This window comes from Methylobacterium sp. NMS14P (assembly GCF_028583545.1).
Classification (GTDB): Bacteria; Pseudomonadota; Alphaproteobacteria; order Rhizobiales; family Beijerinckiaceae; genus Methylobacterium.
In genome coordinates this window covers 581,441-595,620 of the sequence record NZ_CP087106.1, presented here as the reverse complement: position 1 = coordinate 595,620, position 14,180 = coordinate 581,441, and the positions used below count along the sequence as shown (strand labels likewise).

Here is a 14,180-nt window from a genome sequence, read left to right as displayed (position 1 = left end):
CGATCCGCCGCCCGGTGCCGAGTCTCGTCGCGATCGTCGTCGCGCATGACAGCGCCGACGTGCTGCCCGGCTGCCTCGCGGCGCTGGCCGGGCAGCACGTCCCTGCGATCGTGGTCGACAATGCCAGTCGGGACGCCTCCGCGGCCGTCGCGGAGGCCGCGGGCGCCCAGGTGATCCGCAACGCCCGCAACGAGGGCTACGGCCGCGCCAACAACCGGGGCGTCCGCGCGGCCGAGACGGCGGAGCGCGTCCTCATCGTCAACCCCGACGTCGTGCTGCGGCCGGGTGCCGTGGACGCCCTGCTGGACGCGGCCCGCTCCTGGCCGGACGCGGGCCTGCTGGCCCCGCGCCTCGTCGAGCCCGACGGGCGCTTCTTCTTCCAGGCGCGCTCGCTGCTGGCGCCTTATCTCACGAACCCGACCGGACGGCTCGCGCTGCCGCAGGGCGATGCCTGCGCGCCGTTCCTGTCCGGGGCCTGCCTGATGATGCCGCGCGCCCTGTTCCTCGACCTCGGCGGGTTCGACGAGAACATCTTCCTGTTCTACGAGGACGACGACCTGTGCCGGCGCGTCGCCGATCGCGGCCGCGCCCTGATCCATGTCCACCGCGCGGAAGCGCTGCACGGTCGCGGCCGGTCGTCGGCGCCCGAGTCGGGACGGGTGTTTCGCGCGCGCTGGCATCAGGCGTGGTCGCGCGCCTATGTCAGCCGGAAGTACGGCCTCCCGGACCCGAGCCTCGCCGCACTGGCGGCCAACGTGCCGAAGACGCTGCTGTCGGGGCTGGTCCTGCGGCGGGCGGGCCTCGAGCGCTACGGCGGATCGGCCGCGGGCGCCCTCGCCTTCCTGCGGGGCCGGACCGCGCTGGCCCGCGAGGGTCTGACCGGATGAGCGCGCCGACGATCGCGACCGCGCTGGAGCGCGGCCGCAACGGCTTCACCGGCCTGCGGCTGATGCTGGCTCTGGCGGTCGTCGTGTCCCACGCGTTCAGCGTCGCGACCGGCGCGTCCGGCGACGAGCCCCTCGCCCGGCTCACCGGCTACACGCTCGGTGAGCACGCGGTGAACGGCTTCTTCGCCGTGTCGGGCTTCCTGGTCACGATGAGCTGCGATCGCCGCGGCCTCCGGGACTACGCCCTTGCCCGCACTCTGCGGATCCTGCCAGGGCTCGTGGCCGCGACACTTGTCGTCGCGCTCGGGCTCGGCGCGGCCCTGACCCGCCTGCCCGTCACCGATTACTGGCGCGATCCCGCCCTGTGGTCGTTCATCCGCGGGACGCTGACGACCTTCAAGAGCAACGCCGCCCTCCCCGGCGTCTTCGAATCCAACCCCTACCGGGCGCCCCTCGGCACGGTCTGGACGCTGAAATACGAGGTGCTGTGCTACCTCGGCGTCCTCGTCGCTGCCCTGTGCGGCCTGCTCCGGCGCCGGTGGTCGGCTCCCCTGATCGTGGCCGGGCTGGCACTCGCCCTGGTGATCGCCTGCGGCCTCCGCGGCCCCGACCTGCCCAAGGGCACCGAGACGGCGCTGCGTCTGCCGCTGATCTTCGCGGCCGGCGCGTGCCTCTACCTGTGGCGCGACCGCCTGCGGGTCTCGGCCGCGGCCCTTGCCTGTCTGGTCTTCGGCGCCTTCGTTCTCGCGCGGACTCCGGCCTACCCGGCCCTGCTGTTCCTCGCCGAGGCCTACGGCGTGGTCTGGCTCGCCCTCGGCCCCCTCGCGCGCGGTTTGTTCGACCCGTCGTCTGACCTCTCCTACGGGATCTACCTCTACGGCTGGCCGATCCAGCAGAGCCTGCACGCGCTGTGGCCGGCCGCCTCCGGGCCCGCGCTCCTGGCGCCGGCACTCGCCCTCACGCTGCTGGTCGCGGCCCTATCCTGGTACGGGGTCGAGCGGCCGGCCCTGTCGCTCAAGGCGCGGGCGCTCGGGCGACGCCGCCTCGGCACGATCGAGCCGGCAGGGCCGTGACCGCCGACCGTCCGCTTCCGCCGATCAAGGCGCTGGGTCTGGCGGCGCGGCTGCTGGAAGCGCACGGCTTCGCGGTCGTCGCCCGGAACGAGCGCGGCGACAGCCTGTACCTGCGGCGACCGGACTGCGCCTGGCACCTGCGCGTCTCGAACCACGCGCGCACCGCCAAGCAGCGCGCCCGCCGCTCCGACATCCTCGCGAGCCTCGTCATCGACGGGCCGCGCGCGTCGGATCAGGTCGAGAAGCTCGTTCGCGAGGCCGTCCGGAACTTCGAGGCCGCGCTGGCGCGGGTGGCGGATCAGGCGTCCGCGGCGGGGTCGCGGAAGTAGGGCTCCACGGTGCCCTTCAGCTTCACCGTCATCGGGTTGCCGGCCCGGTCAAGGGTCTTGCCGGCCGAGAGCCGGACCCAGCCCTCGCTCACGCAGTACTCCTCGACATTGGTCTTCTCGACGCCCTTGAACCGGACGCCGACCCCGCGCTCCAGCACCTTCTCGTCGTAGAACGGGCTGTTCGGGTTGGAGGCCAGGCGGTCGGGGGGGGTGTCGGTCATCGTCCGGATCTCGGATGGTCTTCGTGATGGGCCCCGCCGGTACGGGAAACCGCGCCCGCGCGCAACGCCGCGAGCAGGTCGGCGATCCGCCCGCTCTGGAGCAGCGGCACGAGCCGCGTCACCGCATCGTGCGGCAGGTCCCACCACGCCGACGCCACGAGCGCCTCGACGGTCGCCGCGTCGAAGCGGCGGCGCACCACCCGGGCCGGGTTGCCCGCAACAACGGCGTAGGCCGGCACGTCGCGGGTCACCACGGCGCGGGCCGCCACCACGGCGCCGTGGCCGACCGTCACGCCTGACAGGATCATGCAGCCGGATCCGAGCCAGACATCGTTGCCGATCACCACGTCGCCGCGGGAGGCGTGGTAATCCTCCGGCGCGTCGGCGTCAGGGAACAGCCCGCGCATCGCCGCGAACGGGTAGGTCGACGCCCAGTCGAGGCGGTGATCGCCGCCGAGCAGGATCTCGACCTTGTCGGCGATGGAACAATAGCGGCCGATCGTCAGGCACCGCCCGCTCTCCGGGAAGCGGACTTTTGGACGCCCGTACGAATAAGCGCCTATGGAGAAGCCGTGGGTCCTTGCCAGCTTGGCGAGGTGGATCCGGGTCTCGTTGTGCGGGTTGCGCCCCCTGCGCAGCCGGTGCAACAGACCGGTCATGACGCGGGCCCGCGCGATGCGCGACCGTGTCGTCCTCGGTGAAGAAGGTGAGCGGGAGCGTGGGCGATGGCCGATAACATGTCCGAGGACCTCAAGGCCGGGGCGCTCGTCTACCACCGCCTGCCCAAGCCCGGGAAGCTGGAGATCCAGGCGACCAAGCCGCTCGGCAACCAGCGCGACCTCGCGCTCGCCTACTCGCCCGGCGTCGCCGCCGCCTGCATGGCGATCCACGACGACCCGCAGCAGGCCGCCGAACTCACCATCCGCCAGAACCTCGTGGCGGTGCTCTCCAACGGCACGGCCGTGCTGGGCCTCGGCGATATCGGCCCGCTCGCCTCCAAGCCCGTGATGGAGGGCAAGGCCGTCCTCTTCAAGAAATTCGCCGGCATCGACGTCTTCGACATCGAGGTCGACCAGAAGGACGTGTCCAAGCTCGTCGACGTGGTCTGCGCCCTCGAGCCGACCTTCGGCGGCATCAACCTGGAGGACATCAAGGCCCCCGAGTGCTTCGAGGTCGAGGAGCAGTGCCGGGCCCGGATGAACATCCCGGTCTTCCACGACGACCAGCACGGCACCGCGATCATCGTGGCCGCCGCCGTCCTCAACGGCCTGGAACTCGCCGGCAAGAACCTGTCCGACGTCCGGATCGTCACGTCCGGCGCCGGCGCGGCGGCGCTCGCCTGCCTCAACCTGCTCGTGTCGCTCGGGGCGACCCGCGAGAACATCACGGTCACCGACATCAAGGGCGTGGTCTACAAGGGCCGCCCGGAGCTGATGGACCGGTGGAAGGACGTCTACGCGCAGGAGACCGACAAGCGGACGCTCGCCGAGGTGATCCCGGGGGCGGACGTGTTCATCGGCCTCTCGGCCGGCGGCGTGCTCAAGCCCGAGTACCTGAAGGAGATGGCCGAGAAGCCGCTGATCATGGCGCTCGCGAACCCTTATCCGGAGATCATGCCGGATCTGGCCGAGAAGGAGCGGCCGGACGCGATGATCTGCACCGGCCGGTCGGACTTCCCGAACCAGGTCAACAACGTCCTGTGCTTCCCGTACATCTTCCGCGGCGCGCTCGACGTCGGCGCCCACAAGATCAACGAGGAGATGAAGAAGGCCGCCGTGAAGGCGATCGCGGGCCTCGCCCACGAGACGACCTCCGACGTGGTCGCCCGCGCCTACGGCGGCGAGGCCCGGCCGTTCGGGCCGAGATCCCTGATCCCGAGCCCGTTCGACCCGCGCCTGATCCTGCGCATCGCCCCCGCGGTGGCCAAGGCCGCCATGGACTCGGGCGTCGCCGGCCGGCCGCTCCCGGATCTCGACGCCTATGTCGAGAGCCTCGACCGGTTCGTGCACCGGTCCGGCCTGATCATGAAGCCGCTGTTCTCGAAGGCGAAGGCCGAGCCCAAGCGCGTCATCTACGCCGAGGGCGAGGACGAGCGCGTGCTCCGCGCCGTCCAGGCGATCGTCGAGGACAAGGTCGCCTTTCCGATCCTGGTCGGCCGGCCGCGGGTCGTGGAGACCCGGCTGAAGCGCTTCGGCCTGTCGATCGAGCACGGCCGCGACTTCGAGCTGATCGATCCCGAGGACGATCCCCGCTACCGCGCCTACGTGCAGACCTATCTGGAGGTGGCGGGTCGTCGGGGCATCACGCCGGACGCGGCGCGCACCCTGGTGCGCACCAACAGCACGGTGATCGGCGCCATCGCGGTCCGCCGCGGCGAGGCCGACGCGCTGATCTGCGGCCTGGAAGGCCGGTTCGAGACGCGTCTGCGCATCATCCGCGACGTGATCGGGCTCGCGCCGGGCGTGGAGCAGTGCGCCGCGATGAGTCTCGTCGTGACGCATAACGGCGCCTACTTCCTGGCCGACACCCATGTCCGCCAGAACCCCACCGCCGAGGAGATCGCCGACGTGGCGCAGGCCTGCGCCAGCCACGTCAGCCGTTTCGGGATGACGCCGAAGATCGCGCTGCTCAGCCACTCGGATTTCGGCCAGTCGGATTCGCCCTCCGCGATGAAGATGCGCGACGCCCTCGCGCTGCTGCACGCGCGGGATCCCCAGCTTCAGGTCGACGGCGAGATGCAGGCCGATTCGGCCCTCAACGAGATGGTGCGCGAGCGCGTGCTGCCGGGCTCGCGGCTCAAGGGTGCGGCCAACGTCCTGATCTTCCCGAATCTCGACGCGGCCAACATCGCCTTCCAGTTCGCGAAGGTGCTGGCGGACGCCCTGCCGGTCGGCCCGCTGCTGATCGGCCCGGCCAAGCCCGCCCACATCCTGACGCCGTCGGTGACGGCGCGCGGCATCGTCAACGTCACGGCCGCGGCCGTGGTCGAGGCCCAGGCGGACGAGGCCGCGGCGACGGTCGAGGAGCGCGGCGTCGGCATGCTCTCGGAATGAGGAGCGCCCGTCGGCGGCCGCCAGCGTGGCCGTCGATTTGCTTGCCCGCCCCGGGACCACGAAACCACCGGGAGACGACGCGATGTGCGCGGGCGACGATCCAACCTGCCACGCCTTCGAGGAGCACCGCCGAAGATTTCGGCGGGATCTCGAGCCGGAGCGGCGCGCCTTCCTGAAGAGCGGCTTCGCGGCGACCGGGGCCGCCGCCGCGGCCTTCGCGGCCGGCGGCCCGTCGCTAGTGAGCCCGGCTCTGGCCCAGGCGAGCGGCGCCAAGATCGCCGCCACGGCGCATTATCACCTGCCGGCGAACGCCGAGACGGTGCACTGGGGCTTCTTCAGCCGCAGCCTCAAGCCCCAGGTGGAGATCGGCTCGGGCGATTTCGTCACGATCGAGACGCTCACACACCAGGCGAGCGACGACGCCGAGCGGATGATCCAGGGCGATCCGGGCGCCGAGAGCGTCTATCTCTGGACCAAGGACAAGATGGGTGTCTCGCCCCGCGGGGCCGGCGCCATGGACGCCAAGATCGGCCCCGGCGGCGGCCTTGGCGTGCACATCTGCACCGGCCCGGTGGCGATCCGCGGCGCCGAGCCCGGCGATGTCCTGGAGGTGCGCATCCTCGACGTCGCCCCCCGCCCCTGCGCCAATCCCAAGTACAAGGGACTCGCCTTCGGCAGCAACGCGGCGGCGTGGTGGGGCTACCACTACAACGACCTGATCACCGGCGATAAGCCCCGGGAGGTCGTGACCATCTACGAGGTCGACGCCACCGGCGAGCGCGACTGGGCCCGGGCGGTCTACAGCTTCCGCTGGCCGGGCGTGACCGACCCGTTCGGCGTCTCCCACCCGACCATCGACTATCCCGGTCTGCCGGTCGATCACTCCAGGACGCAGAAGACCTTCGAGGTTCTCAAGGGCATCCGGGTGCCGATCCGGCCGCATTTCGGCACGATGGGCGTCGCGCCCGCCGAGGCCGACCGGGTGAACACGATCCCGCCGAGCTACACCGGCGGCAACATCGACAACTGGCGGATCGGCAAGGGCGCGACCCTCTACTACCCGGTGGCGGTGCCGGGCGCCCTGTTCTCGGTGGGCGATCCCCATGCCAGCCAGGGCGATTCCGAATTGTGCGGCACCGCGATCGAGTGCTCGCTCACCGGGACCTTCCAGTTCATCCTGCACAAGAAGGCGGACCTGCCCGGCACGCCGCTGGAGGCCCTCGACTTCCCGATGATCGAGACTCGGGACGACTGGGTGCTGTCCGGCTTCAGCTACCCGAACTACCTGCGCGACCTCGGTCCGGACGCCCAGAGCGCGATCTTCCAGAAGTCCTCCATCGACCTCGCCATGCGCGACGCCTTCCGCAAGATGCGCCAGTTCCTGATGCACGCGAAGGGCCTCACCGAGGACGAGGCCATCTCGCTGATGTCGGTGGCGGTCGATTTCGGGATCACACAGGTCGTGGACGGCAACTGGGGCGTCCACGCCGTGGTCAAGAAGGCGATCTTCTCCGATCGCGTCACCTGACGTCGAACCGGATCACGCGGCCTTCGCGGTTCCGGCCATCGTCATGAGACCGGCGATGACCCGGTAGGTCTCGACCCAGGCCTCCCGGATCTCCGGCGTGAAGTCCGGGCCGAGCCCCTGTTCCAGGGTCCAGACCAGAGCGGCGCCGACCGGCTCGTAATGCGCCTGCAGCGCGCCGTAGCCGACGTGCCGGTCCCCGAGATCGCGCACGGTCGCGACCAGGGCCTCCGGCTTGTCGAGGTTGGACACCGCCAGCGCCAGCATAGCGACGAGTTTCCGCTTCTGCGCGGCCAAGTCGTCGGGGAAGAGCGCGCGGATCTGTGGCGCGATGTCGAACAGGCGTCCGTAGAACAGATCCGCCACGGCATCGCCCAGCGCCTGCACCGTCTCGAAACTGCCACGCACCAGCGCGACCTGCGCGGCGGAGACCGCGTAGGAGACACGGACGCTGGCCAGAAACCGTCCGACCTCCGCGGTCAGGTGGCCAGACTGGTCCGACAGGGCGGAGGCCGCGTCGAGGACCTGGCTGGCGGCCAGGCCGGTGCTCTCGGCCGCCTGCGCGACGCCGGTGATGGTGCTGGTAACCTCACCGGTGCCGACAGCCGCCTGCCCGACGTTGCGGACGATCTCCTGCGTCGCCGCACCCTGTTCCTCGACGGCCGCCGCGATCGAGGCCGCGACGCCGTTGATCTCGCGGATCCGCGCGGTGATCGCCGCGATGGCCTCGACCGCCTGATCGGTGGAGGCCTGCACCTGCGCGATCTGCCCGGAGATCTCGTCGGTGGCCTTGGCGGTCTGCTCGGCCAGCGCCTTAACCTCGGAAGCCACGACCGCGAAGCCGCGGCCGGCGGCGCCCGCGCGCGCTGCCTCGATGGTGGCGTTGAGCGCCAGCAGGTTGGTCTGCTCGGCGATCGATGAGATTAGCCCCACGACGGCGCCGATCTTGTTCACGGCGCTGCTCAGGTCCTGCACGCGCGCGGCGGTTCGGTCGGCCTCGGCCGCGGCCTGCCGTGCGATGTCCGCCGAGCCGTCGGCCTGCCGCCCGATCTCCTGCACGGAGGTGCCGAGCTCCTCGGCGGCCGCCGCCACGGTGTCGACGTTGCCGGAGGCCCGCTCGGCGGCGGCCGCGACCGTCGTCGACTGCCCGGCCGTCTGGGTGGCCGTCACCGTCATCGTCTGCGCCGTGACCTGCAAGGCGCTGGCCGATGCCGCAACCCGGCCGATCATGCCTCCGACCGCCTGCTCGAACCGTTGCGCCATCTGGCGCAGGCTGTCCCGCCGCTGGTCGTCGGCGTCCAGCCGCGCCCGCTCGGCCTCGACCTCGAGCTCGCGCGTGCGGATCAGGTTGTCCCGGAACGCCTGCACGGCCACCATGATCGGCGCGAACTCGTTCCGGTAGGCGTGTACCGGGAGGACGACGGCGGTTTCGCCCCCGGTCAGCGCGCGCATCGCCGTGGCGATGGTCCGGATCGGCCGCAACACGCCCCCGAACAGCGCGACGAGGCCGAGGCCGACGAGCAGCAGGGCGGCGAGCAGCGCCGCGGCGTTGTGCAGGAGAACGCGGTTCGCCGCCGCGGCGAGGGTTTCGGCCCGCCCGACCATCTCGTCGAGGGCGGTATCGGCGAGATTGACGATCGTCATCTGCTCGGCGGTGTTCCGTTTGCGGATGTCCTGGAACGTGTAGGGGGACGCCCGCCGCTCGCTCAGAGCGTCGAAGACCGCCCTCCCCGCCTCCGCCGCCTCGCCCTCGAAATTGCCGCGCTTGGCTCGCTCGAACGCCGCGCGCGCGGCGTCCGAGAGATGCGCCGCGGCCTCGCTGGTGCTCGACCAGGCCGACTGGAGCCGCGCCCGCTCCTCGGCCGCGGCCACGGTCTCGGGCAGCGACCACGACGTTCCGGCGGCCAGTGACGTCTGCACGCGCAGGGCGACGTTGCCGATCGCGACGCGGGTCGCCCAGGCTGACCGCTTGAGGACAAGGTAGCGCTGCAGCATCGCGTCGGAGCGCGGGATCGCCGAATCCACGGCATCCGTGGTCGCCGTCAGCGCGTCGAGGAGTTCCTGGAAGGCCGCCAGCACGGCGGGCAGCAGCGCCGGGTCCCGCTCCGGCTTCGCGACCCGCAGAGCGTCAGCGATGCGGGGGCGGAGCAGGTTCACGGCGTCCTGCGCCGCGTTCAGCCTCGCCACCGTCGCCGTCACAGCGGGCACACTCTGGTTCTGCAACAGGTCCTGGAAGCTCTTGAAGCCCGCGATCATCGCCTCCCGGTAAGTCGCGTAGGCTTTCAGGCTGTCCGGGTCAGCGGATGCATCCCCGCCCAAGGCGAGGGCTGCCCCCCGCTCGAGGCGCGTTGGGAGGATCGTCTTGAGGAGTTGGCGGCTCGCGCGCGTCAACGTGACCGCCGCCTGGGCCTGTTGCGCCTGGAGCCGCGCGTCGATCAGAGCATTTCCCGCATATCCCAGCAACATCAGTGCCATGGCAAACATCGTCGTGCACATGACGACTCGAAGTGAGAAATAGCCAAGCCATCTCATTGCGCGAACATTCCAGCGTGCGAGTTTGATCGGGGTGCCGTTCGCATCATAGAGCGAGCCGCGCGCGCAATCACCTTGCAAGATGAATATATTCAGCAGTACATCGAAATAAGTTGATCTACGAGTAGCGCGATTATTTTGGGTGAGTGAGAAAAAATCTACATATACAGATAAAAAAATTAGGTTTGTGAATTAAACTGGCGTTACCACGCCTTTATCGATCAGAACGCGGGTCCTGATTGTCTTGGGAATGTAAGGTGAGCACCTTCGCGACGGTCATAACGCCGTCGTTGGCTCGTGGAGGAACCCTGCGCGCGGGATATCGCGCGGCGCGCCGATTCTGGGGCGCAGTGTGAAGTGCCCCGTCGAGCGAGGCCATGCCTGAACCGGCGGCCACGGGCCGCCATGCGGCGCCCTCTCCGCGCGCGGCGCGGGATCCTCCGTTCATTGGTCTTGGGGCGGCAGGGCCGCGCGGCGCGTTTCAGGCGGCGGCGTCCGTGATCTCGACACGCCCGTCGAGGCCGATGACGCGCCCGAGGCCGCGAACGCGGTTCAGCAGGCGATCCCCGTTCAGAGCCTCCCACTCCCGCGGGAGACGCAGCACCAAGCGGCCATCCTCGACGGTGAGCGGCGCCCGTCCGAGCGCGCCGTCCATGCCCGCCGAGATCGGGAAGGCGATCCGGAGCAGCGCGCCGAGCAGGCGGGCGCGCTCGAACAGGCGCGGACCGGCCACGCTCCGGAGCATCGCGTTCGCCTTCTCGGGCGCCAGGCCGGTGTGCCTCAGGGACACCGCCAGGGCGAGATAAGCCCGCCCCGGATGATCCACGCCGACGAACGCGGCGTTCTGGATCACCGCGATGCTCTGCTCGCCGCGGTAATCCGGATGCGCCCGCCAGCCGACATCGGACAGCAGGCAGCCCGCGTGGCGCAGGCGGCGCTCGTCGGCGGTCTCGTGACCGTCCAAGGTCGCGACGAACCGGTCGGTCCAGGTGATCAACTCCTCCCCGTGGCGGGGCGAGCGCGCGCGCAGGACGTTGAACTCCGACGCCGAGGCCAGCAGCGGATCGATCAGCCGGGTGTCCCGGTCGAGCTGCTCGAACAGCAGGCCCTCGCGCACACCCGACGCCGAGATCGCCACCTCGCGCGGGCGCCCGACCCGGATGATCTCTTCCAGCACGACTGCCCCGTAGGCGAGCAGCGGGCGCCGCGCCTCCGAGATGGCGTCGACGTCCTGCAGGAGCGCCACGTCGGTCTGCTCGACGACTTGCAGGAAGCTGAGCTCGTCGGTCGGCTCCGCCGCGTAGCCGTGCATCACGTGGACGGGGTAGCCGCGGGCCGCCTGGTGGAGCCGCGCGATCGCCCGCCACGTGCCGCCGACCGCGTAGAAGGTCCGCCCGCGCAGGGTCTCGAGCTGCGGGGCGGCCTTGCGCATGTACTCGCGGACGATCTTGGCGGCCTTCTTGACCGAGCCGCCGGACAGGTCCTGGAGGGCCAGACCGCCGAGCGGCATGGTCACTCCCTGCCCGACCACCGACCCGCGGACGTCCACGAGTTCGAGGGAGCCGCCGCCCATGTCGCCGACGACGCCGTTCGGCGCGTGGAAGCCCGAGACCACGCCGAGCGCCGAGAGCTCCGCCTCGCGCCGTCCGGAGAGCAGCTGGATCTCCTGACCGCAGGCCGCCTCGGCGGCGCGGAGAAAGTCGGGACCGTTCTCAGCGTCCCGCGCCGCCGCCGTGGCGAGCACGAAGACCTGCCTGACGCGCATCGTCTGGCACAGCACCCGGAACCGTGCCAGGGCGGCGAGTGCGCGGGTCACCGCCTCCTCGTTCAGCCGGCCGGTCGTCAGGACGTTGCGGCCCAGGCCGCAGAGCACCTTCTCATTGTAGAGCGGCGTCGGCGCCCGGCTCAGACCGTCGTACGCGACGAGGCGGACCGAGTTCGAGCCGATATCGATGATCGCCACCGGATGGTGCGCGGCGCTGTCGATCGCCTCCGCGTCGTGCGCGAGGGTGAGGTTGGCAAGAGGGCTGCCCAAACGTCCGAGTCCTTCATCAGCCCGGCGCACCTGCCGGCGCGCCGTGCGGGAGGTTTAGCCCAGCGACGCCGCGCGGCGAAACTCAGCTGCGTTGCGCGCGGCGGCTCAGGGCCCGCGGGCTGGACTTCTTCGAGGCCTTGCCGCGTCCCGAGAGGCTGGGATTGGTCATGAAATACTTGTGGGCATTGAACGGCTCCTCGCCATCGGCCGGCTGGATCCGTTCGCAGCCGCCCGAGGCGAGGAGCCGCCAGCTCTGACGGTTGTCGAGCAGGTTGGCCAGCATGATCTGGTCGAGCACCTGCTGATGCACCGTCGGATTCGTGATCGGCAGGAGCGCCTCGACGCGGCGGTCGAGATTCCGGCTCATCAGGTCGGCGGACGAGATGTAGACCGTGGCCTTGGGGTGCGGCAGCCCGACGCCGTTGCCGAAGGCGTAGATGCGCCCGTGCTCCAGGAAGCGGCCGACGATCGACTTCACCCGGATCGTTTCCGACAGACCGGGGATGCCAGGGCGCAGGCAGCAGATGCCGCGGACCACGCAGTCGATCTGAACGCCGGCCTCCGAGGCGTCGTAGAGCGCGTCGATGATCTGGCCGTCGACCAGGGAGTTGCACTTGATCCAGATCGCCGCCGGGCGCCCGGCCCTGGCGTGGGCGACCTCCGCCTCGATGTGCTCGAGCAGCTTGTTCTTCGCCGTCAGCGGCGAGACCGCCATCCGCTCCAGCTCCGCAGGCTCCGCGTAGCCGGTGATGAAGTTGAAGATGCGCGACACGTCCCGCGCGATCGCGGGATCCGCCGTGAAGAACGACAGGTCCGTGTAGATGCGCGCGGTGATCGGGTGGTAGTTGCCGGTGCCGACGTGGCAGTAGGTGACGAGCTTGTCGCCCTCGCGCCGGACCACCAGCGACAGCTTGGCGTGCGTCTTCAGCTCGACGAAGCCGAACACGACCTGCGCGCCCGCCTTCTCGAGGTTGCGCGCCCAGCGGATATTGGCCTCCTCGTCGAACCGCGCCTTCAGCTCCACCAGGGCGGTGACGGACTTGCCCAGCTCGGCGGCCTCGGCGAGGGCCGCGACGATCGGCGAGTTCGACGAGGTCCGGTAGAGCGTCTGCTTGATCGCGACCACGTTCGGGTCGCGGGCGGCCTGGGCCAGGAACTGCACCACCGAGTCGAAGGACTCGTAGGGGTGGTGGACGATGAAGTCCTTCTGGCGGATCGCCGCGAACACGTCGCCGCCGCTCTCGCGGATGCGCTCCGGGAAGCGGGGGTTGTAGGGCTTGAACTTCAGGTCGGGCCTGTCGATGCCGACGACCTGGGACAACTCGTTCAGGGCGAGCATGCCCTCGACGAGGAAGATCGCGTCCGCGGCGATCTCGAGCTCGTCGGCGACGAAGCTGCGCAGATCCTCCGACATGCCCGCCTCGACCTCGAGGCGGATCACGACGCCGCGGCGGCGCTGCTTCAGGGCCGTCTCGAAATGCAGGACGAGGTCTTCCGCCTCCTCCTCGATCTCCAGATCGGAATCGCGGACCACGCGGAACGCGCCGCTACCCTTCACGAGGTAGCCCGGGAAGAGCCGCCCGGTGAACATCCCGATCACCTGCTCGATGGTGATCAGGCGCGCCGATGTCTCGCTGCCGCTCACCGGCAGGCGCACGAAGCGGTCGATGACGCCGGGCAGGCGGATGAGCGCGCGCAGCAGCCGGCCGTCCTTCGGCCGCACCAGCATCAGCGCGATGGTGGTGCCCAGGTTCGGGATAAACGGGAACGGGTGGGCTGGATCGATCGCCAGCGGCGTCAGGACCGGGAAGACGTGGTTGAGGAAGTACTCCTCCAGCCACGCCGCCTGCTCGGCCGTGAGTGCGGACGGCTCGACGATGTCGATGTCGGCCGCGTGCAGCTCCTCGCGCAGCTCGCGCCAGCGGGCCTGCTGGTCGGCGGCGAGGCGCGAGACCTCGGCGCCGATCCGGACCAGCTGCTCGGACGGCGACAGGCCGTCCTGCGACGGCACCGTGATCCCCGCCCGGACCTGATCGATCAGGCCGGCGACGCGCACCATGAAGAACTCGTCGAGGTTGTTGGCCGAGATCGACAGGAAGCGGAGGCGCTCCAGGAGCGGATGGTTGGGGTTCGACGCCTCCTCCAGCACGCGCCGGTTGAACTGCAGCCAGGACAGCTCGCGGTTCACGAACCGCTCCGGCGTGTGGCGCAGGGACCGCCCCGCTTCCAGCACCGGCTCGCGGGCCGCGCCGACCGCCGGCTCCGCCGGCGCCGCGGCGGCCGGCCACTCGTCGTTGGCGTCGGCTGCCGGCGCCGGAGCGGCCGCCGTGGCGGCCGGATCGGTCGGCACGCGCCGGGCCGCGGGCGCGCGCCGCGTCGCCGGGTTGGCCGCCGCGCGCCGACGGGGCTCGGCGGCCTCGTCGGCGGCTTCGCGGTCCACGGGCTTCTGCGTCGATTCCATCCCGGATCCCTGTCTCTGCTCCTCGCGGCGGCGGAGCGTGTATCACCCTAGACCGGCGGCCTTC

General features: G+C 70.6%; 10 protein-coding genes. 5 read left to right on the top strand and 5 right to left on the bottom strand.

From position 1 onward, the window contains the following. The first annotated feature begins 14 nt into the window (after nucleotides 1–14). The 3 genes from LOK46_RS02740 to LOK46_RS02730 are packed head-to-tail and all read left to right on the top strand — an operon-like array spanning nucleotide 15 to nucleotide 2,289. Nucleotides 15–887, top strand: a complete 873-nt coding sequence (locus tag LOK46_RS02740; protein ID WP_273562376.1) for a glycosyltransferase family 2 protein — start codon at nucleotides 15–17, stop codon at nucleotides 885–887. Beyond that, nucleotides 884–1,960 carry an acyltransferase family protein gene (locus LOK46_RS02735; protein WP_273562375.1) on the top strand — a complete coding sequence of 359 codons (1,077 nt, stop codon included), beginning with the start codon at nucleotides 884–886 and terminating at the stop codon, nucleotides 1,958–1,960. The genes LOK46_RS02740 and LOK46_RS02735 overlap by 4 nt, the downstream gene beginning before the upstream one ends. Then, nucleotides 1,957–2,289 carry a hypothetical protein gene (locus tag LOK46_RS02730; protein ID WP_273562374.1) on the top strand — a complete coding sequence of 111 codons (333 nt, stop codon included), beginning with the start codon at nucleotides 1,957–1,959 and terminating at the stop codon, nucleotides 2,287–2,289. The genes LOK46_RS02735 and LOK46_RS02730 overlap by 4 nt, the downstream gene beginning before the upstream one ends. Here the strand turns inward: LOK46_RS02730 and LOK46_RS02725 are convergent. Further along, complete coding sequence (locus LOK46_RS02725; RefSeq protein ID WP_091978078.1) at nucleotides 2,259–2,510, bottom strand: DUF3297 family protein; 252 nt, start codon at nucleotides 2,508–2,510, stop codon at nucleotides 2,259–2,261. The two genes, LOK46_RS02730 and LOK46_RS02725, sit on opposite strands and share 31 nt — an antisense overlap. Then, nucleotides 2,507–3,169, bottom strand: a complete 663-nt coding sequence (locus LOK46_RS02720; protein WP_273562373.1) for a CatB-related O-acetyltransferase — start codon at nucleotides 3,167–3,169, stop codon at nucleotides 2,507–2,509. Before LOK46_RS02720 ends, LOK46_RS02725 begins: the two co-directional genes overlap by 4 nt. A 66-nt stretch (nucleotides 3,170–3,235) precedes the next feature. Between LOK46_RS02720 and LOK46_RS02715 the strand changes: the two genes are divergently transcribed. Both LOK46_RS02715 and LOK46_RS02710 read left to right on the top strand, forming a co-directional pair. After that, the gene (locus LOK46_RS02715) at nucleotides 3,236–5,563 is read left to right on the top strand and encodes an NADP-dependent malic enzyme (RefSeq protein WP_273562372.1); all 2,328 of its coding nucleotides are present in this window, start codon (nucleotides 3,236–3,238) and stop codon (nucleotides 5,561–5,563) included. 82 nt (nucleotides 5,564–5,645) lie between these two features. After that, on the top strand, nucleotides 5,646–7,091 hold the full coding sequence (locus LOK46_RS02710) for an acetamidase/formamidase family protein (RefSeq protein WP_273562371.1): 1,446 nt from the start codon (nucleotides 5,646–5,648) through the stop codon (nucleotides 7,089–7,091). Nucleotides 7,092–7,103: 12 nt separating this feature from the next. Here the strand turns inward: LOK46_RS02710 and LOK46_RS02705 are convergent, their stop codons facing one another. The 3 genes from LOK46_RS02705 to LOK46_RS02695 all read right to left on the bottom strand — a co-directional run bounded on the left by LOK46_RS02705 (nucleotide 7,104) and on the right by LOK46_RS02695 (nucleotide 14,116). Continuing rightward, the gene (locus LOK46_RS02705) at nucleotides 7,104–9,563 is read right to left on the bottom strand and encodes a methyl-accepting chemotaxis protein (protein ID WP_273562370.1); all 2,460 of its coding nucleotides are present in this window, start codon (nucleotides 9,561–9,563) and stop codon (nucleotides 7,104–7,106) included. Nucleotides 9,564–10,101: 538 nt separating this feature from the next. Continuing rightward, entirely contained in the window at nucleotides 10,102–11,655 is a 1,554-nt protein-coding gene (ppx, locus tag LOK46_RS02700; protein WP_273562369.1) for an exopolyphosphatase, read from the bottom strand. Nucleotides 11,656–11,737: 82 nt separating this feature from the next. Beyond that, on the bottom strand, nucleotides 11,738–14,116 hold the full coding sequence (locus LOK46_RS02695) for an RNA degradosome polyphosphate kinase (protein ID WP_273562368.1): 2,379 nt from the start codon (nucleotides 14,114–14,116) through the stop codon (nucleotides 11,738–11,740). Nucleotides 14,117–14,180 lie beyond the last annotated feature (64 nt).